Annotated in this window: 23 protein-coding genes; 2 read left to right on the top strand and 21 right to left on the bottom strand. The window is 48.5% G+C overall.

The genetic code is table 11. The features are described from left to right. Positions 1-40: 40 nt before the first annotated feature. The 17 genes from J4760_RS02500 to lepA all read right to left on the bottom strand — a co-directional run bounded on the left by J4760_RS02500 (position 41) and on the right by lepA (position 18,083). A complete protein-coding gene (locus J4760_RS02500) occupies positions 41-1,915 on the bottom strand; it encodes a PTS fructose transporter subunit IIABC (RefSeq protein ID WP_237604670.1) in 1,875 nt (624 codons plus the stop codon). After that, the gene (gene pfkB / locus J4760_RS02495) at positions 1,915-2,829 is read right to left on the bottom strand and encodes a 1-phosphofructokinase (RefSeq protein ID WP_237604669.1); all 915 of its coding nucleotides are present in this window, start codon (positions 2,827-2,829) and stop codon (positions 1,915-1,917) included. The genes J4760_RS02500 and pfkB overlap by 1 nt, the downstream gene beginning before the upstream one ends. After that, complete coding sequence (locus tag J4760_RS02490; protein WP_145285891.1) at positions 2,826-3,578, bottom strand: DeoR/GlpR family DNA-binding transcription regulator; 753 nt, start codon at positions 3,576-3,578, stop codon at positions 2,826-2,828. The genes pfkB and J4760_RS02490 overlap by 4 nt, the downstream gene beginning before the upstream one ends. A gap of 110 nt (positions 3,579-3,688) precedes the next feature. Continuing rightward, entirely contained in the window at positions 3,689-4,339 is a 651-nt protein-coding gene (locus J4760_RS02485) for a hypothetical protein (RefSeq protein WP_145285888.1), read from the bottom strand. Positions 4,340-4,350: 11 nt separating this feature from the next. After that, a complete protein-coding gene (gene floA / locus J4760_RS02480) occupies positions 4,351-5,340 on the bottom strand; it encodes a flotillin-like protein FloA (RefSeq protein ID WP_145287329.1) in 990 nt (329 codons plus the stop codon). A gap of 33 nt (positions 5,341-5,373) precedes the next feature. After that, the gene (locus J4760_RS02475) at positions 5,374-6,057 is read right to left on the bottom strand and encodes an NfeD family protein (protein ID WP_145285885.1); all 684 of its coding nucleotides are present in this window, start codon (positions 6,055-6,057) and stop codon (positions 5,374-5,376) included. Between the two features lie 116 nt (positions 6,058-6,173). Further along, positions 6,174-6,350 (bottom strand): 30S ribosomal protein S21, encoded by a 177-nt coding sequence (rpsU, locus tag J4760_RS02470; RefSeq protein ID WP_017548804.1) that lies wholly within the window; start codon positions 6,348-6,350, stop codon positions 6,174-6,176. A gap of 101 nt (positions 6,351-6,451) precedes the next feature. Next, the gene (deoC, locus tag J4760_RS02465; RefSeq protein WP_145285883.1) at positions 6,452-7,117 is read right to left on the bottom strand and encodes a deoxyribose-phosphate aldolase; all 666 of its coding nucleotides are present in this window, start codon (positions 7,115-7,117) and stop codon (positions 6,452-6,454) included. A gap of 67 nt (positions 7,118-7,184) precedes the next feature. Further along, positions 7,185-8,540 carry a tRNA (N(6)-L-threonylcarbamoyladenosine(37)-C(2))-methylthiotransferase MtaB gene (gene mtaB / locus J4760_RS02460; RefSeq protein WP_145287326.1) on the bottom strand — a complete coding sequence of 452 codons (1,356 nt, stop codon included), beginning with the start codon at positions 8,538-8,540 and terminating at the stop codon, positions 7,185-7,187. A gap of 70 nt (positions 8,541-8,610) precedes the next feature. After that, on the bottom strand, positions 8,611-9,351 hold the full coding sequence (locus J4760_RS02455; protein WP_145287323.1) for an RsmE family RNA methyltransferase: 741 nt from the start codon (positions 9,349-9,351) through the stop codon (positions 8,611-8,613). A gap of 4 nt (positions 9,352-9,355) precedes the next feature. Next, on the bottom strand, positions 9,356-10,288 hold the full coding sequence (prmA, locus tag J4760_RS02450; protein ID WP_237604668.1) for a 50S ribosomal protein L11 methyltransferase: 933 nt from the start codon (positions 10,286-10,288) through the stop codon (positions 9,356-9,358). A gap of 2 nt (positions 10,289-10,290) precedes the next feature. Next, complete coding sequence (gene dnaJ, locus J4760_RS02445) at positions 10,291-11,412, bottom strand: molecular chaperone DnaJ (protein WP_237604667.1); 1,122 nt, start codon at positions 11,410-11,412, stop codon at positions 10,291-10,293. Between the two features lie 94 nt (positions 11,413-11,506). Then, positions 11,507-13,330 (bottom strand): molecular chaperone DnaK, encoded by a 1,824-nt coding sequence (gene dnaK, locus J4760_RS02440; RefSeq protein WP_237604666.1) that lies wholly within the window; start codon positions 13,328-13,330, stop codon positions 11,507-11,509. 44 nt (positions 13,331-13,374) lie between these two features. After that, positions 13,375-14,004 carry a nucleotide exchange factor GrpE gene (grpE, locus tag J4760_RS02435; RefSeq protein ID WP_145285870.1) on the bottom strand — a complete coding sequence of 210 codons (630 nt, stop codon included), beginning with the start codon at positions 14,002-14,004 and terminating at the stop codon, positions 13,375-13,377. Continuing rightward, a complete protein-coding gene (locus tag J4760_RS02430) occupies positions 13,991-15,001 on the bottom strand; it encodes a heat-inducible transcription repressor HrcA (RefSeq protein WP_237604665.1) in 1,011 nt (336 codons plus the stop codon). Before J4760_RS02430 ends, grpE begins: the two co-directional genes overlap by 14 nt. A 93-nt stretch (positions 15,002-15,094) precedes the next feature. Further along, entirely contained in the window at positions 15,095-16,216 is a 1,122-nt protein-coding gene (hemW, locus tag J4760_RS02425; protein WP_237604664.1) for a radical SAM family heme chaperone HemW, read from the bottom strand. Between the two features lie 43 nt (positions 16,217-16,259). Continuing rightward, complete coding sequence (gene lepA / locus J4760_RS02420; protein WP_237604663.1) at positions 16,260-18,083, bottom strand: translation elongation factor 4; 1,824 nt, start codon at positions 18,081-18,083, stop codon at positions 16,260-16,262. A 160-nt stretch (positions 18,084-18,243) separates the two neighbouring features. On the opposite strand from lepA, the gene rpsT reads away from it, so the two are divergent. Then, positions 18,244-18,489 (top strand): 30S ribosomal protein S20, encoded by a 246-nt coding sequence (gene rpsT / locus J4760_RS02415; protein WP_145285857.1) that lies wholly within the window; start codon positions 18,244-18,246, stop codon positions 18,487-18,489. 96 nt (positions 18,490-18,585) lie between these two features. On the opposite strand, the gene holA is transcribed toward rpsT, so the two are convergent. After that, a complete protein-coding gene (holA, locus tag J4760_RS02410; RefSeq protein WP_237604662.1) occupies positions 18,586-19,548 on the bottom strand; it encodes a DNA polymerase III subunit delta in 963 nt (320 codons plus the stop codon). A 94-nt stretch (positions 19,549-19,642) separates the two neighbouring features. On the opposite strand from holA, the gene J4760_RS02405 reads away from it, so the two are divergent. Continuing rightward, a complete protein-coding gene (locus J4760_RS02405) occupies positions 19,643-19,777 on the top strand; it encodes a YqzM family protein (protein ID WP_237604661.1) in 135 nt (44 codons plus the stop codon). A 7-nt stretch (positions 19,778-19,784) separates the two neighbouring features. Here the strand turns inward: J4760_RS02405 and J4760_RS02400 are convergent, their stop codons facing one another. From J4760_RS02400 to J4760_RS02390, 3 genes are read right to left on the bottom strand one after another with little or no spacing between them, the layout of a single operon-like run. Next, entirely contained in the window at positions 19,785-22,028 is a 2,244-nt protein-coding gene (locus tag J4760_RS02400) for a DNA internalization-related competence protein ComEC/Rec2 (protein ID WP_237604660.1), read from the bottom strand. After that, complete coding sequence (locus J4760_RS02395; protein ID WP_237604659.1) at positions 22,025-22,486, bottom strand: ComE operon protein 2; 462 nt, start codon at positions 22,484-22,486, stop codon at positions 22,025-22,027. The genes J4760_RS02400 and J4760_RS02395 overlap by 4 nt, the downstream gene beginning before the upstream one ends. Before the next feature lie 17 nt (positions 22,487-22,503). After that, on the bottom strand, positions 22,504-23,136 hold the full coding sequence (locus tag J4760_RS02390; RefSeq protein WP_237604658.1) for a helix-hairpin-helix domain-containing protein: 633 nt from the start codon (positions 23,134-23,136) through the stop codon (positions 22,504-22,506). Positions 23,137-23,260 lie beyond the last annotated feature (124 nt).

The raw sequence follows: 23,260 nt of genomic DNA, 5'->3' as shown, positions 1-23,260 counted from the left end.
CCCATGATACTTCATGGGGGGATTCATTTTATTGTTTATTTTATTGTCTAATTGGTTTTTTCAGCAGTCCGAGAATCAACGCTGAAACGGCTGTACCGATAAGGAGTGAGACAAGAAACATGAGTTTTCCTTCTCCGATCGTCAGGGCGACAAACAGTCCACCGTGTGGTGCATTGATGGATGTTGCGAATGCCATGGCGAGTGCGCCTGCTGTTGCAGAACCGACGACCATGGATGGAATGACTCTCAGTGGATCGGCTGCTGCGAACGGGATGGCACCTTCTGTGATGAATGATGCCCCCATGATGACGTTTGTCGGACCGGAAGATCTCTCAACTTCCGTGAATCTGTTTCTGAATACCATTGTGGCAACTGCGATGGCAAGTGGTGGTACCATACCTCCGATCATTGCTGCTGTGATCGGTTCAGGGTTATTGGCGGAAAGTGCTGCAATACCGAATGCATAGGCTGCCTTGTTGATCGGACCGCCCATGTCGATGGCCATCATGCCGCCGACAATGGCGCCGAGCAGTACAATGTTCGTTCCACTCATGCTGCTGAGTGTCGTATTCATCCATTCGTTCAGTGCTGTTGCTGGCGGATCGACAATATAGTACATGATGACGCCGGTCAGGAATACACCGACCAATGGATAGAGCAGGACAGGTTTCAAGCCTTCAAGTGCCTGTGGCAGGTTTTCCATCACTCTCTTTATACCGACCATCAGATAACCGGCAAGGAAACCGGCAATCAGACCGCCGAGGAATCCTGAGCCCATTGTCGAAGCCATGAGTCCACCGATCATACCTGGTGCGAGACCTGGACGGTCGGCGATGCTCATCGCGATGAAGCCGGCCAGTATTGGAATCATCAGCTGGAATGCGTTGCTGCCGATGAAGTTGATCATTTCGGCAATCGGGCTGTACTCAACGCTCTCAGGATCTGCTGAATTGATACCGAACATGAAGCTGATGGCGATCAGTATACCACCGGCAACAACGAACGGCAGCATGTTGGATACACCATTCATCAGGTGCTTGTAGATGGAGGACTTGCCTTTTGTAGACTGTTCGCCCTCTTCAAGCTCCTGCTTGGATTTGGTTGCCCTGTATGGAGAACGGCTTGTATCGATTGCCTGGTTGAGCAATTCTTCCGGACGTTTGATACCGTCTGCAACCGGAGATTCTACAACGTTCTTGCCATCGAAGCGTGCCATCTGAACATTCGTATCCGCAGCAACAACAACACCGGCTGCGCGTGCAATATCTTCATTCGTCAGTGCATTTTTAACACCGGCAGAGCCGTTTGTTTCAACTTTGATGTCGTAGCCCAGTTCAGCCGCCTTCTTCTTCAGCGCATCGGCAGCCATATAAGTATGGGCGATGCCGGTCGGGCAGGCGGTGACTCCAACGATGTACGGGCGGTCCGAGGGGGCGGAGACTTCTTCTTCAGTCGCCTCGGATTCATCGAAGGCGTCGATCGTTTCTATGATTTCTTCTTTCGAAGATGCACTCATCAGCTGTTTTCTGGCGTCATCATTCATCAGGATCGTCGAAAGCTTGGCCAGTGCATCAAGATGCGTGGTCGCCTGCCCCTCAGGTGCTGCAATCATGAAGAACAGGTATGCTGGCTGTGCGTCCATTGAGTCATAGTCGATGCCTTCCTGGCTTCTGCCGAACATGATGGCCGGTTCGAGTACTTCCGTCGTCTGGGCGTGCGGAATGGCAATACCGTCTCCAACACCTGTCGTGCTCTGTGATTCCCTTCTATGGATAGCAGCTTCAAAACCATCTTTCTCTGAAATCTTACCTGCGCCAAAAAGCCCGTCGACAAGCTCTGTAATCACTGCATCCTTACTGGATGCACGGACATTCATATTGATTGTGTCTTTTGTCAAAAGCTCTGTTATTCTCATCATTTCACCTCTTCTATCGATTGAACTTCTATTTTATCGAGCAGTACTTCGATGTCTTCCCTGGTTGCTAGATCATCGCTGAATGCTGTAGCACTGCCGCATGCGATGGCGTACTTGAGCTGCTCTCTGATACTGCTGCCTTTTCTGCTGATGAACCCTGCAACTGTCGAATCCCCTGCGCCCACGGAATTCTTAAGCGTCCCTTTCGGTGACGGGACGAAATACTCGTAATCACGGCTGATGAACAATGCGCCATCCTTGCCAAGCGTCAGAAGGATGTTCTTTGCGCCCCTGTCAAGCAGGCTGCGTGCAGCCTCAACCATCTCGCTTGTCGTGGACAATGATCTGCCGGTGATGCCTTCCAGTTCAAACTGGTTCGGTTTGATCAGATATGGACCATACTGCAGTGTCGAAGTCAGTTTTGCGCCTTCTGCATCGATGGTAAATTCGATGTTTCTGTCATGCAGCAGTTTTGCCAGTGTCTCGTAGAGGTGATCATATCCTGAAGGCACACTGCCGGCGAAAACCACATGATCTTCCGGTGACAGATCGATCAGCTGGGCTTCCAGCCTGCTGATGTTTGCATCGGTGATCGCTGGACCTGCAGCATTGATTTCAGTCTCTTCACCCGTCTTCAGTTTAACGTTGATGCGTGTATCTCCATCGACTTCGATGAAGTCACTCTGTATACCTTGCGTATTAAGCGTATCCTTGATGAATTCACCCGTGAATCCGCCCGCAAAACCGAGTGCGGTCGATGGTACATCAAGCGCGCTCAAAATTCTGGATACGTTGATCCCCTTGCCTCCTGCATACTTCGCAGTATCCGAAGTACGGTTCAGACTGCCCAGTTCAAGTGCTTCAATTCTCATTACATAGTCGACTGAGGGGTTGAATGTTACAGTGTAGATCATTTCTTTTCACCTCCATATATTTCAGTACGTGATTTTATTTTTTCAATGAAACTGTGTTTGACATCATCTGTAATGATGAATGCATCTTCGATGTCAGCGAACTGTATGAATGCAGATCGATTGAATTTCGTGCTGTCGACCAAAGCATAGGCATTTCTCGACTGCCGGATGGCCCGGCTTTTGATATATGCCTCCTCCTCTTCCGGAGTGGACAGACCGTGGGCGGTGTCAATGGCATTGACACCGATGAAGCATTTATCAAATGACAGCCTGCTGATCACATCGATCACTTCAGGTCCGACAACGGCTTTGGTGGACGGTTTGACTCTGCCGCCAAGGACATGCGTCCGATGGCCGTTTCTGACGAGCTGTTCAATCAGTGTAATGCTGTTCGTGACAATGGTCAGATCTTCCTGCGAAATGAAAGGCAGCATTTCATAAGTCGTTGTTCCTGCATCTATAAAGATGATGTCGCCGTCTTCGATGAGACTGGCAGCAGTTTGAGCGATTTTGATCTTTTTAGATAGATTCTTGACCGCTTTATCCCTGTAGTCCTCTTCATGCTCGATATGGCTGATCGCTGCACCACCATGCACCCGTTCAATCAGCCCTTTCTCCTCAAGGTGGGTCAGGTCTCTGCGTATTGTCGGGGCACTGCTTGAAGTAATATCAACAAGTTCGTTGACTGACGCCATTCCATTTTCATTAAGATGGTCCATTATTTTTTCATATCTCTGGTTGGTCAGCATTCCATCACCTTCTTCCTGTTAAATATAATACATAAATTAATCATAGTCAATCACTAACAATCAAAAACAATCAAAATTAAACAAAAAAAGAACGCCAGCATATGCTGACGCTACTTTCTTGATTTTGGTTTTCCGATGATTTCTGAAAAGATGACACCATTGACGATATCTTTACGGCCGAAAGACAATGATTCTCTACGAACTTTAGGCTTCGGCTGCTCATGAACAGGTTGCCTTCTTTGTGATCCGCGTCCCCCGGTCTCGATTTCGGACTGGCGTGTACGGTCGTAACGGGAATTGGATCTTACCTCCTGTACCCTCTGTTCCGCCTGATCTGCTCTCTGTCTGACTTCCTGGGCTTTCTCTTCGTAAGTATTCATCGCCCGTCTGCCGACATTGGTATCTTTGGCCTTTTCTTCCAGAGTGCGGCCGAATGACCGTTCCGTCATCGGTCGCTGGCTGGACTGGCGCGCGGGCCTTTCATTCGCAGGTCTTGAGCTGCGAGTTTCTCCTGTCGTCTGCCGTGTCTGTTGCTCTTCTCCGGAAAGGCGACGTTCCACTTCTCCGAAAAGATCATCGAAAAGTCCTTTCGGACGATCGGGGATATCTGACTGTCTTCTTCTTGGTGCAGATGGACCAGTCGGCCGGTCCATCTTGCTTGGATCAATATTCCGCTCTCCGTCCTTGTCTTTATTCTTCTGGCCAGCAATCGCAGTATAGATGATACCGCCGATGAAGATGAGCAGAGGAATTATTTCCATAGTATCACAGCCTATTCATTGTCTTCACGTGTCGGATCCGTCATCTTATTGATGGAATCTCTCATGTTTGTATCCGCTTCGACATTTTTAAGGTTGTAGTAGTCGCTTACACCGATATTGCCATTTTCCAATGCTTTGGCAAAGGCAAGTGGCACTTTGGATTCTGCTTCCACAACTTTCGCTCTCATTTCTTCGACACGTGCCTTCATTTCCTGTTCCTGTGCAACGGCCATTGCACGACGTTCTTCTGCTTTCGCCTGGGCGATGTTCTTATCTGCCACAGCCTGTTCAGTCTGAAGGTCGGCACCGATGTTCTTGCCGATATCCACATCTGCGATATCGATTGATAGGATTTCGAATGCTGTACCGGAATCGAGTCCTTTGGATAGAACCGTCTGGGAAATCATATCCGGATTTTCAAGTACTTTCGTGTGCTTTTCGGAAGAACCGATTGTGGATACGATACCTTCACCGACACGGGCAACGATCGTATCTTCCCCTGCACCACCGACAAGACGTTCGATGTTGGCGCGTACCGTAATACGGGATTTCGCCTTCACTTCGATACCATCCATTGCGACACCGTTGATGAAAGGTGTTTCGATGACTTTAGGGTTTACACTCATCTGTACCGCTTCAAGAACGTCACGTCCGGCCAGGTCGATGGCCGCACATCTTTCGAATGTGAGGTTGATGTCTGCACGCTGTGCAGCGATCAGGGCATCAACAACGCGGTCGACGTTACCGCCAGCAAGGAAGTGCGACTCAAGCTGGTTTGTTGTCACTTTAATACCGGCCTTGTGTGCTTTGATCATCGGTTCGATAACGCGTTTAGGCTTGACCCGTCTCAGTCTCATCCCGACGAGGGAGAAGATGCCTACATTGACACCGGCGGAGATGGCGGAAATCCATAATCCGATCGGTACAAAGGAGAGTAGGAAAGCAATGACAATGATTGCGATGACAACAAGAAATATTATCATCAGACCTGATCCCGTGATAAACATTAGATTCATGTAAAACGCTCCTTTAGATTAATCTTCTTTAGGGCGGACAACCACGCGTGTTCCTTCAACATGAATTACCTTCACTTCAACATTTCCGGCGATATAGGAGCCTTCAGCCACTGCATCGATGCGCTGGTCGCCATATCTTATCGTGCCTGATGGCCGCAACGGTGTCATTGTCATGGCAGTTTCTCCAAGCAGGTAGGAACGGTCATCAAATGATGTGTATCCTGATTCCGCATCAGTCGAATCGTTAAGTATCAGACGGCTCAGTATTGGTATTTTTCTTTTTTTGTATTTCACAAATATCACCCACTCGATTAGTGCCAGTAAAATGATGCCAAGCAGAAACAGACTGTAGACTGCCATGCTATCACTTACCAGAAGAATGCTGAAAAGCAGAAGTATACTGCCGATAATACCTAAAATTGCCCCAATGACAAAGAATTCCATAATAATAAGCGCAATGCCGAACACAAACAGCACAAGCGCGATACCATTGTAGTCGCCGATAAGCAGATGACCGGAATAGAAGATGATGATCGAGGCAATGGACAGTACACCGACAACATTGATGTTTTCGGAAAACACCTGGTAGATCAGTCCCAGGAAAAAGATTGATAGTAAAATAAAGGCAACCAATGGCATGGTGACGACATCTCTGAATGTTATAAGAATGCTACCAGTCAAAAATGTTTCTGTTACCGCCATATGTATCCCCTCCATTGATTTCATTATACATCAAAAATTAATATTATTAAAATAATTGAAAAAAAAAGACAGCACAATGTGCTGTCATATATCTGAATTATCAGAGGGAGTTCAACCTACTTGAATTTACGTTTGCGGGCAGCTTCAGATTTCTTCTTACGCTTTACGCTAGGCTTTTCGTAGAATTCTCTCTTACGAGCTTCCTGAATCGTACCGCTTTTAGAAACTGTGCGTTTGAAACGACGCAGCGCGTCTTCAATAGGTTCGTTCTTTTTAACTACTGTTTTAGACATCGTCTTCCCTCCCTCCGGATAACAAAAACCTTACATTTACATAGCTAATACTATGTACTCACACATTATAATATATTGTAAAAAGCCGGTCAACTGCTAATTCAATAAGAACTTTCGCTGGATCCACCGCTGACGATGGCTTTTCCGCTGGATGCGCCGATTCTTGTTGCACCACTTTCTATCATTACTTTGGCATCTTCGAATGAACGCACACCGCCGCTCGCCTTGACGCCCATGTCTTCCCCGACAGTCATGCGCATGAGTGCTACATCCTCGGCCTTGGCACCTTCACCATTGAAGCCGGTGGATGTCTTGACGAAATCCGCGCCACATTTCTTGCTCAGTTCACAGGCTTTGACAATCTCATCGGAATCAAGAAGTGCTGTTTCGATGATGACTTTTACCAGAACTTCCTGGCCTGCAGCATCACATACAGCTTTGATATCATTGAAGACAAGATCTTCATTGCCGGATCTGAGTGCGCCGATATTGATGACCATATCCACTTCATCGGCACCATTCTGGATCGCATTCATCGTTTCAAACGCTTTGACTTCACTTGTTGTCGCGCCGAGCGGGAAACCGATGACCGTGCATACTCTGACATCGCTGTCCTTAAGTAGCTCCTTGCACGTCGTCACCCATGCAGGGTTGACACAGACGCTGCAGAAATTGTATTCCATCGCTTCCTGGCACAGTTCAAAAATCTGATCCTGTGTCACTTCTGGCTTGAGCAGTGTATGATCAATATATTTCGAAAGTTCCATCGTATCACTCCATAATAGTTTATAGTCTGTTGCCTGGTGCTTCGTTAATGATATTGCTTATTGTATACTAGTGCATCGTGCGCTCAAGATATGCGTATGCTTTGACCATCGGCTTCTCCAGCACTTTGACGATCTCACCTTTGCTGACCGGGTAGCCCGGTTCAGTCACTTTGACTTTTACCAGTTCACCCGTCAGTGATACGTCTCCTTCAACTTCGACTTTCATGTAGTTGTCGGCATGTCCGATTAATTTGCCGTCTTTCTCTTCTTCAGGAATGATTTCAAGCACATCATCCTTGAACTGGTCCGCATAGGACTGTGCCAGGCTGTTCGACAGCTCGATCAGCTGGTGGACACGGTCACTTTTCGTCTGTTCATCAATCTGATCGGTCATTCTGGCTGCCGGCGTACCGGTTCTGATGGAATACGGGAATACGTGGAGCTCTGAGAAATGGTGCTTCTTGATGAAGTCGTATGTTTCTTTGAACTCCTCCTCTGTCTCACCCGGGAATCCGACGATGACATCACTTGTGATTGCCACATTCGGCATGATCTCCTTCAGCTTGATGATGCGGGATTCGAAGAATTCCATCGTGTACTTTCTGCGCATGCGCTTCAGTACAGTGTCACTGCCCGACTGGATCGGAATATGCAGGTGACGGACGATCTTATTCGAATCGTTGATGACATCAATTACTTCATCAGTCAGCTGGCTCGCTTCGATGCTCGAGATGCGCAGACGGTTGAGACCATCCACTTCTTCAAGGTCACGCAGCAGCTGGGCAAGATTGTAGTCCTTCAGATCTTCACCGTATCCACCTGTGTGGATGCCGGTCAGTACGATTTCCTTGTATCCCTGGTCGACCAGCTGCTGGGCCTGTTCAACCACTTTCTCAGGGTCACGGGAACGCATGAGTCCACGTGCCCACGGGATGATGCAGAAAGTGCAGAAATTGTTGCAGCCTTCCTGTATTTTCAGCGTTGCACGCGTACGGTCCGTAAAATAAGGGACATCCATTTCTTCGTATGTACGCTTCTTCATGATATTTTTAACACCATTGATCGGCTGGCGCTCTTCATGGTACTGGTTGACATAGCCGATCAGCTTGTCACGGTCTTCAGTACCGATCACAATATCGACACCCGGAATGGCCATGATGTCCTTTGGTGCTGTCTGGGCGTAGCACCCTGTAACAGCGACGACTGCATCCGGGTTATTTCTGATGGCACGCCTTATGACCTGCCTGCTCTTCTTATCGCCTGTATTGGTAACAGTGCATGTATTTATGACAAACACATCTGCATTCTGGCTGAAATCGACACGGTCATACCCTTCGTTCTTGAAGAGCTGCCACATCGCTTCTGTTTCATAATGATTTACTTTACAGCCCAATGTCTGAAATGCAATTGTTCTTTCGCTCATATAAATCAGATCTTTCTTCATAAATTTATGGTCCATACGCTCCATATAATAGCATAGCCTGCCCCTTTCTTCAATTGGAGGCAGGCGTTTCAAAACTATTACTGATGGCTGAGAGTGCATATAATGGGGCTGTTTCGGCACGAAGTATCCTGGGTCCGAGACGGATCGAGTGATGCTTTGACAACTGCTTGGTCTCCGCTTCACTGAACCCGCCTTCCGGACCGAATATGAATGCAATGCGACTGCCATGAGCAATATCCGAAATGGCGCTCTGGATATTTGTCGCAGGGTTGAGCGCGTTGCCTTCAAAGGCGAACAGCAGGCGATCGTATTCTTCGAAATCAAGCCTGTCCACTGCAGGCACGAAATCGATATTGGGAATGACCTGTCTTCTGCTCTGCTCACTGGCTTCCTTGACAATCTTGCCAAACCGCTCAAGCCGCTTCTTCCGCTTCTTGTCATCCAATCTGACGATACTGCGGTCCGCCTCATAGATTAGAAATTCATGGGCACCGAGCTCCGTCGCCTTCTGGATCATCCAGTCGAATTTTTCACCTTTTAAAAGTGGACAGTACAAGGTAACCTTCACCGGCAGTTCAGGCGACTCGTCGACAGCGCTGATTACACGGCAGTCGATATCGTGAGATACTTCTGCAATTTCGCATAGATACGTGCACTGCTTCTGATCGACAGCATGAAAAGTGTCCTCAGGACGAAAGCGCATCACATTCTTCATATGGTGTGCATCATCCGAGGTGATGCTGAAGTGCTGATCCACTTCCAATGCTTCGTCTATAAAATATCTCTGCATCGGTCTACGCTTTCCTGGCATGGATGCTGACCCAGCCATTATCTTCAAGTATTTCCTCAATGGAGAATCCAGTACGTGTCATGTGAGCCACGATCGAATCACTCTTTTCCGTGATGATGCCTGAGGCGATGAAGCTGCCGCCTCGATTCAGATGCGTGTAGGCATCCTCGATCATCTCATCGATGATATGCGCCAGTATGTTGGCGATGATGATATCGTACTGCCCGGATTCCGACTTCAGCAGGTCTCCGGTTTCAAGGACAACATCATCCACACATGCATTCAGTTCGAAGTTTTCGCGGGCAACCTTGATGGACAGCTCGTCTATATCCGTCGCTTTCAGATCCCTCGCACCCATCAGATGGGCGCCGATGGTCAGAATGCCCGAGCCGGTACCGACATCGATGATCTTATGATGCGGCTCCACCGTACTCTCCACCATCCTGAGGCACATGCTCGTTGTTGGATGGTCGCCGGTGCCGAATGCCATGCCGGGATCGAGTTTTATCAGCTTGTCTTCTGCCTCAAACTCATAATCTTCAAGCTCCCACGAAGGGACGATGACAAATCTGTCCGATACACGGAAGCTGTGGAAATACTTCTTCCATTCGTTTTCCCAGTCCTCTTCATCGATCTCTTTTCTATTGATAAACAGGTTATCCTCATCATCAAGATCATTGCTGCTGATGAAACCTTCAATTTCCTGAAGCTTGCTGTCAATGTCTGCCGTCTCGTCAAAGTAGACGATGATGCGGATGTCACTTTCCGGATAGTCTTTCGGATCCAGACGATACTTGTCATCAAAATTGTCGATCTTCTGCTTTAGAATATCCAGCGAATGCTCGATCGACACACCCTTTGATATTGTATTGAGAAAACCGGAGAGCAGCTCTTCATTGCTCTCCTTGGTGTGGATGGATACTTCATGCCATTTCATAATCAGTCACCCTTAAAAAATCTTTTCGTCTTATCGAAGAAATTTTCATTCTGTTCAGTGATGTCTTCCCCACCATGCTCTGCAAGCTGACGGAAGAGTTCCGTTTCACGCTCTGTAAGCTTCGTTGGTGTAACCACTTTCACAGTAACGAACTGGTCGCCATATCCATAACCGTGGACATTTTTGACGCCCTTCTCCTTAAGACGGAACCTTTTGCCCGATTGGGTACCTGCCGGAATGGTCAGTACGACTTCAGAACTCATTGTCGGCACTTTCACTTCGTCACCAAGGGCTGCCTGTGCAAATGAAATCGGCAGTTCGTAGTGGATGTCATCCGCATCTCTTGTGAATCTCGTGTCCGGTCTGACACGGAAGACGATATAGAGGTCGCCCGCCGGGCCGCCATTGATGCCCGGCTCACCTTTGCCCTGCAATCTGATCTGCTGGCCGTTATCGACACCTTCAGGTACAGTCACTTCGATCTGCACATCCTTCGTCACAGTGCCGGCACCTTTACATTTATCACATGGGCTTTCTATCTCTTCACCTGTACCGCTGCATGTCGGACATGTACGTTCGGTCTGGATCCTGCCGAATGGTGTGTTCTGTTCGACTGCAACACGGCCGACACCTGAACACATCTTACATGTGGATTTGGACGTGCCCGGTTTTGCACCACTGCCGTCACAGACGTCACACTGCACTTCCTTCTTGATGGTGATCGTCTTTGTGACACCGAATACCGCTTCAGCAAAGTTGATGGTCATCGTGTACTGGAGATCATCGCCTTTTCTTGGTGCATTTGGATCCATTCTTCCGCCACCGCCGAAGAATGAGCTGAAGATGTCTTCAAATCCCCCGAAACCGCCGGCACCGCTGAATCCGCCGCCACCGAACTGCTGGTTCATGCCTTCATGGCCGAACCGGTCGTACTGGGCGCGCTTGTTTTCATCACTCAGTGTTTCATAGGCTTCCGATACTTCCTTGAATAGCGCATCAGATCCTTCGTCCTTATTTATATCCGGATGGTACTTCTTTGACAGCTTCCGGTATGCCTTCTTGATTTCGTCCTTTGACGCATCCTTGCTGACGCCAAGCACCTCGTAGTAATCTCTTTTTGCCATTCTATCGCCTCCAACCTGTATACTATATCATTTAAAAAAGTCAAAGCCAATGCGGTTGGCTTTGACTTTTATCAATTAAAAGTTGATATCATTATTATTTCTTATCTTCGTCGTCCACTTCTTTGAAGTCAGCGTCAACCACATCATCGTCTGATGTCTGGGCATTTTCCTCGGCCTGCTGCTCCTGGGCCATCTGCTCATAAAGCTTCATGGACATGCCCTGGACAATCTGTTCAAGTGCTTCTTTTTTGGACTTGATGTCTTCGATGTCGGAACCTTCAAGCGCCTGTTTCAGTTCTTCCTTGGCACTTTCCGCTTTTTCCTTCTCTTCAGCATCGACCTTGTCGCCAAGATCTTCAATAGTCTTGTCGGTTGTGAATACAAGCTGATCCGCTTCGTTTCTCAGATCGACTTCCTCACGGCGCTGCTTGTCTGCCTCAGCGTTCTTTTCAGCTTCCTCGACCATTCTGTCGATATCCTCATCTGAAAGGTTGGAGCTGGATTCGATTGTGATCTTCTGCTCCTTGCCAGTACCCTGATCTTTGGCAGTAACGTTGACGATACCGTTCTTGTCGATATCGAATGTCACTTCGATCTGAGGTACACCTCTTGGTGCTGGTGGAATATCCGTCAGCTGGAATCTGCCGAGCGTCTTGTTGTCTGCCGCCATTGGACGCTCACCTTGCAGTACGTGGATATCCACTGCCGGCTGGTTGTCTGAAGCTGTTGAGAATACTTGGGACTTGCTTGTCGGAATCGTCGTGTTTCTCTCGATAAGAACTGTAGACACGCCGCCCATCGTTTCGATACCGAGGGATAGTGGTGTCACGTCGAGAAGTACAACGTCCTGGACATCACCGGAAAGTACGCCGCCCTGGATGGCTGCACCCATTGCAACAACTTCGTCCGGGTTGACGCTCTTGTTCGGTTCTTTGCCGGCTTCTTTCTTGATTGCTTCCTGTACAGCCGGAATACGCGTGGAACCACCCACAAGGATGACCTGGTCGATTTCATTTCTGTCGATGCCGGCATCTTTGATTGCCTGGCGTGTTGGTCCCATTGTGCGTTCTACGAGGCTTCTTGAAAGCTCATCGAATTTTGCACGTGTCAAGTTTGTTTCAAGGTGCAGTGGACCCGCTTCTCCTGCAGAGATGAATGGCAGTGAGATCTGAGTGGAAGATACACCGGAGAGGTCCTTCTTCGCTTTTTCAGCTGCATCTTTCAGACGCTGCATCGCCATCTTGTCCTTGGACAGGTCGATGCCGTTCTCTTTTTTGAATGTGTCGACGAGGTGATCAATGATGACGCTGTCGAAGTCATCGCCGCCAAGGCGGTTGTCACCGGCAGTGGAAAGCACTTCGAATACACCGTCGCCGAGTTCAAGGATGGATACGTCGAACGTACCGCCACCAAGGTCGAATACGAGTACTTTTTCGTCCTTCTCCTGCTTGTCGAGACCGTATGCCAATGCTGCTGCAGTCGGCTCGTTGATGATGCGCTCAACTTCAAGACCGGCGATTCTGCCTGCGTCTTTTGTCGCCTGACGCTCGGAGTCATTGAAGTATGCTGGTACTGTAACGACCGCTTTGGATACTTTTTCGCCAAGGTAGCTTTCAGCAGTCTCTTTCAGGTTCTGAAGGATCATTGCGGAAATTTCCTGTGGTGTGTATTCCTTGCCGTCCACTGTTTCCTTGTGGTCCGTACCCATATGTCTTTTGATGGACATGATCGTATTCGGGTTGGTGATCGCCTGGCGCTTCGCGACCTCACCGACCTGTTTTTCGCCGTCTTTGAATGAAACGACTGAAGGTGTTGTGCGGTTGCCTTCTGCATTTTGGATGACTTTCGGCTCTCCGCCTTCCAATACTGATACAACAGAGTTTGTTGTTCCCAAGTCTATACCAATAACTTTACTCATGATAAAATTCCTCCATTTAGTAAATATTCATTCAGTCTGTGAAGCTACTCGCTTACTTTGACCATGCTCGGACGGATGACCCTGTCCTTCAGCATATAACCCTTCTGGAATTCCTCGATGACAATGCCATCTTCTTCATCAGATGCTTCCGTCATCACTGCCTGATGGAAGTTCGGGTCAAATGTATGCCCGGTGCTTTCTATTTCCTTCACATCGTGTTTCATCAGTGTATTGACAAGGTCATTGTACACCATTTCCACACCTTTAAGCAGTGAATTGAAGGAATCGGACTCTCCTTCGATCCTGAGTGCGCGTTCGAGGTTATCGATGATCGGAAGCAGGTCCTCAACAATCTTCTGGTGCTTGTACTTGTTGTTGAGCTCCATTTCCTGACGGTTGCGGCGCTTGAAGTTGTCAAACTCCGCATAGAGTTTCAAGTATTTGTTCTCTTCCGCCTCAACCTGCTGTTTCAGTGCCGCAATCTCCTCGTCTTTAGGATCGGACGGCTGTTCATCGGCAGCTTCCGCTGCTTCGATATCCGCTTCATTCTCCTCGATGTCCGCTTCCGCAGCTTCTACCGCAGCTTCATCCTTTTCGATGTCCGCTTCTCTCGGTTCGACTGTCTGGTCATTTTTCTGCTGTTCCAATTCTTCATTCGTTTTATTTTCCGTCACTGTGTTCACTCCTTTTCATTTCCTGGTTCCGTATGGCGTACATGAGCCGTATGACTTCCTTGTACCCCATCATTTCAGGACCGATTATCATAAGGTTTCCATTCATGCCATTGAAACTGAAATTCGTCGCAATGACAGAAATCGAATCATAATCCCTGTTCAGCTCGTCACTGAAGTATACGTCGACCCCATCTATTGTATTGAGATCGATGATATCATTCAACTGATCCGATTCCATATCATCATACAGCAGCTGAAGTGTTGCGATATCAGAGCTGATCTGGTGGATCAGATGGTTGAATCCTGAATGTCCGACCACCTTATGCGGCTCACTGATGCCGCCTGTGACCGACTGCCATATACTCGCTTTCAATACAGTGAGCGTCGGCGCAACCTGCATCTGATGGATGATCGACGGCAGGTGGCTTAGCGGCTGACCGTATGACAGGACATTCATTTCATTGCCGAGCTTTTCAAGTTCCGGAACAGTGACAAAGTCATCGCTATCAACCGGTATTTTTCTGATTGTTCCCGACTCAAGGACGATGATAAGAAGTAGTGTGTTTGTGGTGATGGGTGTCAGAAAAAGACCTTTGATGATTTCATCTTCTTCAGTCAATGAAACCTGTGTCAGATATTGCGTCGTACTGCTGATCACGTCGGCCAGTGAGCGTGTCATGCCGCCTCGGTCCATCTCCTCCACTTCGGGATGGAAATCGAAGTGGAGCTGGCTTTTGGAACCGCCAAGCTCCTTGCTCAGCATTCCGGTATAGAACCGGAGTGCCTTGCGGGACGGTATTCTGCCTGCCGATGTATGCGGCTTGGTCAAGTATCCGTCTGTTTCTAGCTTGGCCATTTCGTTTCTCACTGTTGCTGAAGAGATGTCCAGTCTGTACTTTTCAATAAGATGCTTGGAACTGATGGGCATCATGACCTTCAAAAAATCGTCGACTATTGAAAATAGTATGATTTCCTGTCTCTGGGTTAAAATTGACATCACCTCATTAGCACTCTTTATCCTCAAGTGCCAATATTAATTTATCAAATTGGTCAAAGTATGTCAATCCATATGGTCAATTAATATCGAAAACTATTCTTCAAGCAGAAACTCCATGAAAACAGTATTGCCGACCATGCGTCCTGCGTCCGTCAGCGCAACATATCCCTCGCTGCTCGTGATATGTCCCCTGTCCGTCTCCTGCCTTATGACAGTGCCATAGACGTCATCCATGGAACGGCCGAATTTCGATTCGAACCGGTTGGCATCCACACCACGGTTCATGCGCAGGCCGAGGAACATCTCCTCCTCCATCTGCGCCTTTATGTCAAGCGGCAGTGTCTCTTTGACGACCGAGCCCGTTTCGTCCATGGACTGGATATAGTGGTTGACCGGCTTGATGTTGTAGTATCTCGTGCTGTCGATATACCCATGGCTGCCGGCACCAGCGCCGTAGTACGGCTCGTTCTTCCAGTAGGTCTTGTTGTGCTCCGATTCATAGGCCGGCTGCGAGAAGTTCGAAATCTCGTACTGCGGATAGCCGAGAGCCCGGAGACCATTGATGACATGCTGGTACTTCTGTCCTTCGATGTCATCGTCATCGACCTTCATCCGGCCTTTTCTGATCTGGTTGTAGAACACGGTATGCGGTTCAATGATCAGTGAATACCAGGAGATATGCTTCGGTGACAACGTCTGTATATGACTAAGACTGTCGTCCAGATCCTGCATCGTCTCGCCTGGCAGATTGTACATCAGGTCGAGCGAGTAGTTGTCGAGGCCGATCTTCTCCATATGATTGATGGCATTGAATATGTCATCATAGCCATGGGAGCGGCCGAGTACTTTGAGCAGGTCCTCATTGAAAGTCTGGACACCGAGGCTGATGCGGTTGACACCATGGTTCTTCAGTACATCAAGCTTGCCCGGTGTCAGTTCATCGGGATTCGCCTCGAACGTGAACTCTTCCGTTACGTGGAAGCGCTCGTTGACTGCTGCAAGCAGGCGGGCGAGCTGCGCTTCACTGAGCGCGGTCGGTGTGCCTCCACCGACGAAGATGGTTCTGAAATTCTGCGCTTTGATTGCGCGCAGCTCTCTGATCAGTGCATCCAGATAGGCATCGACCGGCTGGTTGTGGATCAGCACCTTGTTGAAGTCGCAGTACGTGCATATGCGGTTGCAAAAGGGGATATGAATATATAGGCTTTCTGCCATGACGACACTCCATTCAAAACGAAAAGCCACTATGCAGTGGCTTTTATTCTTCGTCCATTTTAAGTACAGCGAGAAATGCTTCCTGAGGAATCTCCACACTTCCAACTGCCTTCATTTTTTTCTTACCTTCTTTCTGCTTCTCGAGCAGTTTGCGCTTACGGCTGATATCCCCGCCATAGCACTTGGAAAGTACGTTCTTGCCCATCGACTTGATGTTCGTCCGGGCAATGACCTTCTGGCCGATTGCCGCCTGGACAGGCACTTCAAACTGCTGGCGCGGAATCAGGTTCTTCAGCTTCTCGACGATGATCTTGCCGCGGTCGTAGGCGAAATCACGGTGGACAATGATGCTCAGTGCATCGACCTGCTCGCCATTCAGGAGCACATCCATCTTGACAAGTCTGCTCTCCTTGTAGCCGATCATTTCATAGTCGAATGAAGCGTAGCCCTTCGTCTGGGATTTCAGCTGATCGAAGAAGTCGAAGACGACTTCAGACAGCGGAATTTCATAGATGATGTTGACACGGATATCATCGAGATAGTCCATCGTGATGAAGTTGCCGCGTTTCTTCTGGCACAGTTCCATGACAGAGCCGACATATTCATTCGGCACCATGACCGTCGATTTCACGTATGGTTCCTCGATGTGGTCGATCTTCTGCGGATCCGGCATTTCCGCCGGGTTGTCGACGACGACTTTGGAACCGTCCGTCATGAACACTTCATATATGACGGATGGTGCCGTCGCAATCAGCTCGATGCCGAACTCACGCTCGATACGCTCCTGGACGATCTCCATGTGAAGCAGTCCGAGGAAGCCGGTACGATAGCCGAAACCGAGTGCCTGGGAAGTCTCCGGCTCGTAGACGAGCGCGGAATCGTTGAGTTCAAGCTTTTCGAGTGCTTCGCGCAGATCATTGTACTTGCCGGAATCAATCGGATAGATGCCGCAGTAGACCATCGGGTTCATCTTCTTATAGCCCTGGAGCGGTGCTTCAGCCGGATTGTCAGCAAGCGTGATGGTATCACCGACACGGGAGTCGCTGACATTCTTGACCGAAGCCATCAGATAGCCGACGTCGCCGACCGTCAGTTCCTGTACCGGAAGCGGCTTCGGCGTATTGATGCCGACTTCAGCCACTTCAAACGTCTTGCCGGTCGCCATCATTTTGATCTTATCGCCCGGTTTGACTGTCCCTTCCACAATACGGATGGATGAGATGACCCCGCGGTACGGGTCGAAGATGGAGTCGAAGATCAGCGCCTTGAGCGGTGCTGACGGGTCTCCTGCCGGTGCAGGAACCGTCCTGACGACACTCTCAAGTATTTCTTCAATACCGATGTTCGCCTTGGCTGATGCCATGATGGCATCTTCCTTATCCAGTCCGATGACATCCTCCACTTCCTGTGCGATCCGTTCCGGATCCGCTGCAGGCAGATCGATCTTATTGATGACCGGAATCAGTTCCAGGTCATTGTCTAGTGCCAGATAGACGTTCGCCAGTGTCTGGGCTTCGATGCCCTGGGCTGCATCCACGACGAGAATCGCGCCTTCGCAGGCAGCGAGAGAACGGGAGACTTCGTATGTAAAATCGACGTGTCCCGGTGTATCTATAAGATGGAAAATATAGTCTTCGCCATCCTGAGCAGTATATTTAAGCTGCACTGCATTCAGTTTTATTGTAATGCCACGTTCACGCTCCAGATCCATCGAGTCGAGAAGCTGTGACTTCATCTCTCTTGATGTGACAGATTTGGTATTTTCAAGAATACGGTCTGCAAGCGTACTCTTGCCGTGATCAATATGGGCGATGATTGAAAAGTTTCTTATTTTTTCCTGACGTTTCAAACGCTCGTGATCATTCATATATCTTCCAACTTTCTCTTAATGACAATGGTTGTATTATAACAACAAACGCAATTTCGTTCAATTCATTTTCTATTTATATTGCATATCCACGGCTTATTTGATAAAATACATCTTGTTGCAATTAAAGTTGTACAACTATAAGATGGAGGTGAAATTAATGCCTAACATTAAATCAGCTATCAAAAGAGTGAAAACTACTGAAAAAGCGCATAGCCAAAATATTGCTCAAAAAAACGAAATGCGTACTGCTGTCAAGCGTGCGATGACTGCTAAAACAAACAATGCAGAAAACGTTGAGACACTTATTTCCAACGCTGTTAAACATGTAGATAAAGCTTCTAAAAAGAACCTGATCCACACTAACAAAGCGGCTCGTGTGAAATCTCAACTGATGTCCAAGTAAAACCTTCTTCCGGAAGGTTTTTTTATTTTCCTAAATGACGCATCCCCTCTCGAATGAGGTGAACTAAAAAAGTTCACCTCATTCGAGAGGGGATTTTTAAATTTCCAGAATAAACAGCTCGAACAGTGTCTCCCTGTCGAGATAGCTGGATTTGAATTTGTAGTCGATATCCCGGCATTTGACCATCTTGCGCTCAAGCTCCGCCTGCTGGTACTTGCGCACTTCCCGGACGGCGAGCTTGACGCGGTATGGATGGACTTTGAGCGCCTTGGCGATGGAGTCGCCCTGATAGCCTTCCTGCTGCATCAGTTTGACCTGGTAGAGCAGTCTCAGCTGGCTGATGATAAGGTGCAGCAGCTGCATCGGCTCCTCATTCTGCAGGATGAGGTCACGAAGGAGCTTGACCGCTTCCGCTTTCCTGCCCGACAGTATCAGGTCGGTCAGCTTGAATATGTTCTGTTCGAGGCTGACACTGACAATAGCCTCGATATCCGATTCCGTCACCGATTCCTCGACATAGAGCAGCACCTTCTGCAGCTCGTTTGATACGTGCTCGTACTTGATGCCGACAAGCTGGATGAACAGATCCATGGCCGATGCATCCATCTGCACGCCTGCCCCATCCACTTCATTTCTGATGAAGCCGCGGATTTCCTGCTCGGTCATTTCACTGATCTGTGTGATTTCACCTTTGCTCTTGATCAGCTTGGTGATCTTCTTGCGGTTATCAAGCTGTTCGCTGAACACCTTGAATATGACCAGCGTGTCGTCATTCTTATTATTGAAGTACTCGACGAGCAGATCGATATTGTGCTCGACTTCAGAGCGTACTTTGGCGCCGGTAAAGGAAAAGGCATCGTCCACGATGACGGCTTTCCGGTCGGACAGGAAAGGCAGGGTCTGCGCTTCTTCGATGATGCCCTCGACCGGTGTCTCCTTGTAATTGAGCGTAACGATACTGAACGCGTCCGGCTCGTCGACAAAGTTCTGTGCGAGGGATTTCGCCTTTTCTGTAATTCTCATGGTATTGCTGCCATATATAAGCTGTAGTTTTTCCATCTATAAAGTCGCTCCTGTACTGATTATAAATCCATTATAGCTTTTTTTGTGAATTTATCCTATACTGTAAGGGATATGTTTAGGAGGTTATCTCATGAATAAATTCGAAAAGCACGTACAATCCAAGAACAACGACATCGTCGATTCCGGACTTGGGTTTCTGGTTGGTTTCCTCGGCCTGACAGCCATTTATGTTGTTGCCCAGATCTTCCAGATTGTTGCAGGTTAAGAGCTGATCATTCAGCTCTTTTTTTTATGCAATGATCTATCGTTTCATCAAGTTTTGTTTCGATGCACATCCTGTCATTCCTGATGGTAAAGCGTACCATGCCATGCTTCGTGGTGTCCAGCAGCCTGAGGTCCCGGACCCGCCCGAGAACCTCCGCATGCGGATGGTCGTAGCGATTGTCCAGTCCTGCCGAGATGAGACCGTATGTAAAGGTCGAGTGGGCGAGAAAGTGGTCGCCAGTTGATGTATCCGAGCCATGGTGGGCGAGCTTCAGCACATCCGCTTCGATTGTTCCCTGCGTAGACATCATCTGCGTTTCCATCTCAACATCAGTGTCTCCGGTAAACAGGAAGCTGAAGCTGCCGGTATGGACTTTCAGTACGAGTGAGTTCCGATTCGTATCCACCTCCTGCAGCGTTGCATCTGGAAATAGTCTTTCAATCACAATGCCGCCGGCTCTGATCTCCCGTGATTCCAGTGCGTTGATAATCTTCCCCTCGAAATCCCGCGGCACTCCGGCGTACCAGGCTTCAAAACCCGGGTCATTCGCATTAAGGTAGACATGATCCACCGGCAGTTCGGTCATGATATGATGGCTCTCCCCGACGTGATCCAGATCGAAATGGGAAAGGATCAGCATGTCGATCCGGTCGACTCCGGACTCCTTAAGATACGGCAGCACCGTCCTTTCAGAAAGCTTGCGTCCGGCATCCCGGAAATAGAACTGTCCCCCGGTGTCCAGCAGGATGACTGTGCCACTCCTGTGATCCTCGATGACAAATGCATCCCCCTGCCCGACATCCACCATCGTTACCGTATAGTCCTGATAGGACAGCCGATCGATCATATATATGGACAAACCGAAGCATATAGTCAGCACCACAAGTCGTCTGAACTGCTTCAGACAGAGCGTGCGGATCATCCAGTACGTCAGTGTGACAAGCAGGATCAGCCAGAAAAAGTTCAGGTTGGCAACCGAAATGCGGTGACGCATGCCCTCTGCAATGACGGTGATCAGCTGGCGCAGCATGCCGAAGGTGAATGAATAGAACACGTCCATGAATACCGGCAGATGTGTAAACGCCATTACATTGAAAAGAATCACCATCGGAAATATCAGAAAGGTGAATAGTGGAACGAATATGAGATTCATCATGATGCCGCTGATGCTCAGTTCGTTGAACTGATGCAGCAGGATGACGAGGGTGGAGAATTCGGCAATCAGTGTAATGCCGAACAGCTGTGTGAAAAATCCATACTGGCTCCAGTAGTTCCGGCTCAGAATAATCAGGAATGTGGTGATATAGGACAGCTGGAATCCGGCATGGTAGACGATCCATGGATTTAGCAGTATCTGGATGATGGCAGACAGCGAAATGATAGCCAGATACGGCTTATGCCTTGTGAATGAGGTTGCCAGCAGTACGACGGTCATGAACACAGCACGGAAGACACTCGGACTGAAGAAGTTGAGGAAAAGGAACAGGATCAGACTGGCCATCATGACCAGTCTGATTGTCGTAATATCAAGACGCAGCCGGTTGAGCAGGAAGAACAGGATGCCACTGATGAATGCGATATGGGTGCCTGAAATGACATAGAGATGATAGATGCCGAGCTTCTGCAGTGAATCAAAGAATTCCGATGTAATATATGCCTTGTTGCCGACCGACAGCGTCAGTATATCAAACTTGTAGTCGTGGACAGTTGCACCAAGAACACGTTCCATATAGCCGTCCCTGATTTCGGCCAGCCGCATCCCTGCCGTTTTCTCGACAGGTTGGCATGCTGCAGCATCAATGGTGTCTTCATATATGCGGCCAGCGAGATCATTGATATTCATTGTCATCCTGTCGTCCACCTTGATGAAGTTCCTGTTCTCAGCCGGCATATGCACTTCAAACGGCCCTGAACACGCATATCCGACCGGCAGCTTCACCGATTCCTCGAGATAGAGGTCATACCGTCTGTCATTGTATGTGGCAGTATGTGCAATGCTGTCCTGGTAGTACTTGTAGCCGGTGACGGTAAAGCCTGGAATGCTGTCAACTGGTGGAGGTGTTTTTTCAGGCAACATAAAAACAGCCATCGAGATGATGGCTGCCACTAGACAATGGAGGATGAGAAACAAGCCTCCCAGTTTTCTATAGCTGATTACACTGGTAGTGATGATGAAAAATAACCCGATGACCGGCTGGCCGGCCAGAATATATCCATTAAGAATCGCCAGCAGGATAAGAAAAGGAATCATGTCTGCTGATGCAGTGCATCGATCACATTATCCCTGTTGAAGGGGATACGCTCGTAATGAACGCCTGTCTTCTCCAGCAGTTCCAGTGCATACGGATGATTCTTATAATCTTCTGCATAGTATATGTAACGGATGCCCGCCTGGATCAGCGATTTTGTACAGTGCACACATGGAAAATGGGTGACGTAGATGCTTGCCCCTTCCGTCGATACCCCGAACTTGGAACATTGCAGCAGCGCATTTATTTCTGCATGGATGGTTCTGATGCAGTGCTTTCCTTCAATCAGGCAACCCACATCGATGCAATGGGCTTCGCCTGACACCGATCCATTGTACCCTCCGGCAATCACCCGGTTATCCTTTACAATTGTTGCGCCCACTTTGAGCCGCTCGCATGTAGAGCGCAGGCTCAGCAGATGGCTCTGGGCCAGGAAATACTGATGCCAGTCTATTCTCATATTCGCCCTCCTCTTTACTATTCATCTATTGTAATATAAGGTTCCAGACTTTCATATGTTTTATCTCCGATTCCGGAGATATTCTTGATATCTTCAAGCTTCATGAAAAGCCCGTTCTCTTCCCTGTAGTCGATGAAGAGCTGAGCCTTCTTCTCACCAATGCCGTTCAGCGTCGTCAGCTCTTCGATGCTTGCCGTATTGATGTTCACCTTATCTTCTCCGGAAGCGCCCTCATCAGTCGGACCAGGCGCCTCGATGGCAGCAGTTTCCTCCCCCACTTTCGGAACATGGATGACCATCTCATCGACAAGTTTCATCGACTGGTTGACCGTGAGCAGATCCGCTTCCGGTTCGAGCTGTGCCATCTCGAGCACATTTTTCACTCTGGCATCAGGCGGCAGCTCAAATACACCCGGGTGTTTCACCGCCCCCTTCACCTCGACAAAAATGTTTTCCACTAATACACTTTCCTCCGCTGATGACGCTTCTTCTCCGGAAGCTTCCTCCGTCGTTTCCGGCTCATAGGCCATTACCTCGATTTCCTGATTCGGTGAAAGAAGAAGGAATACCACAACCAAAGCAATGAGCACACCGCCGCCACCGCCAATCACATATCGATATTTCCGCCAGATTGCACCCAAATCCACCATATACATTCCTCCTGAAAAATCTCTTTATATATATATGGTGAAAAATGGCCATTTTGATTTTTTTCGATGTCAAATAAATAAAAAAACTCGAGAAATAAAAATGACCTGACTATAGAGTCAGATC

The organism is Salinicoccus sp. ID82-1 (assembly GCF_021991715.1).
Taxonomy (GTDB): domain Bacteria; phylum Bacillota; class Bacilli; order Staphylococcales; family Salinicoccaceae; genus Salinicoccus; species Salinicoccus cyprini.
The sequence above is the reverse complement of the archived record's forward strand: the minus strand, read 5'-3'. Positions and strand labels throughout refer to the sequence as shown.

Coding starts and splice junctions, on each gene's coding strand:
- mtaB (WP_145287326.1), bottom strand. CDS start 8,540: ATGAGCGAAAGAACAATTGCATTTCAGACATTGGGCTGTAAAGTAAAT.
- lepA (WP_237604663.1), bottom strand. CDS start 18,083: ATGAATGATCACGAGCGTTTGAAACGTCAGGAAAAAATAAGAAACTTT.
- J4760_RS02485 (WP_145285888.1), bottom strand. CDS start 4,339: ATGGAAATAATTCCTCTGCTCATCTTCATCGGCGGTATCATCTATACT.
- J4760_RS02395 (WP_237604659.1), bottom strand. CDS start 22,486: ATGAGAATAGACTGGCATCAGTATTTCCTGGCCCAGAGCCATCTGCTG.
- holA (WP_237604662.1), bottom strand. CDS start 19,548: ATGGAAAAACTACAGCTTATATATGGCAGCAATACCATGAGAATTACA.
- pfkB (WP_237604669.1), bottom strand. CDS start 2,829: ATGATCTACACTGTAACATTCAACCCCTCAGTCGACTATGTAATGAGA.
- J4760_RS02500 (WP_237604670.1), bottom strand. CDS start 1,915: ATGAGAATAACAGAGCTTTTGACAAAAGACACAATCAATATGAATGTC.
- J4760_RS02475 (WP_145285885.1), bottom strand. CDS start 6,057: ATGGCGGTAACAGAAACATTTTTGACTGGTAGCATTCTTATAACATTC.
- J4760_RS02405 (WP_237604661.1), top strand. CDS start 19,643: ATGAATAAATTCGAAAAGCACGTACAATCCAAGAACAACGACATCGTC.
- J4760_RS02400 (WP_237604660.1), bottom strand. CDS start 22,028: ATGATTCCTTTTCTTATCCTGCTGGCGATTCTTAATGGATATATTCTG.
- J4760_RS02455 (WP_145287323.1), bottom strand. CDS start 9,351: ATGCAGAGATATTTTATAGACGAAGCATTGGAAGTGGATCAGCACTTC.
- dnaK (WP_237604666.1), bottom strand. CDS start 13,330: ATGAGTAAAGTTATTGGTATAGACTTGGGAACAACAAACTCTGTTGTA.
- dnaJ (WP_237604667.1), bottom strand. CDS start 11,412: ATGGCAAAAAGAGATTACTACGAGGTGCTTGGCGTCAGCAAGGATGCG.
- J4760_RS02430 (WP_237604665.1), bottom strand. CDS start 15,001: ATGTCAATTTTAACCCAGAGACAGGAAATCATACTATTTTCAATAGTC.
- hemW (WP_237604664.1), bottom strand. CDS start 16,216: ATGGCAGAAAGCCTATATATTCATATCCCCTTTTGCAACCGCATATGC.
- prmA (WP_237604668.1), bottom strand. CDS start 10,288: ATGAAATGGCATGAAGTATCCATCCACACCAAGGAGAGCAATGAAGAG.
- J4760_RS02390 (WP_237604658.1), bottom strand. CDS start 23,136: ATGGTGGATTTGGGTGCAATCTGGCGGAAATATCGATATGTGATTGGC.
- deoC (WP_145285883.1), bottom strand. CDS start 7,117: ATGGAACTTTCGAAATATATTGATCATACACTGCTCAAGCCAGAAGTG.
- J4760_RS02490 (WP_145285891.1), bottom strand. CDS start 3,578: ATGCTGACCAACCAGAGATATGAAAAAATAATGGACCATCTTAATGAA.
- rpsT (WP_145285857.1), top strand. CDS start 18,244: ATGCCTAACATTAAATCAGCTATCAAAAGAGTGAAAACTACTGAAAAA.
- rpsU (WP_017548804.1), bottom strand. CDS start 6,350: ATGTCTAAAACAGTAGTTAAAAAGAACGAACCTATTGAAGACGCGCTG.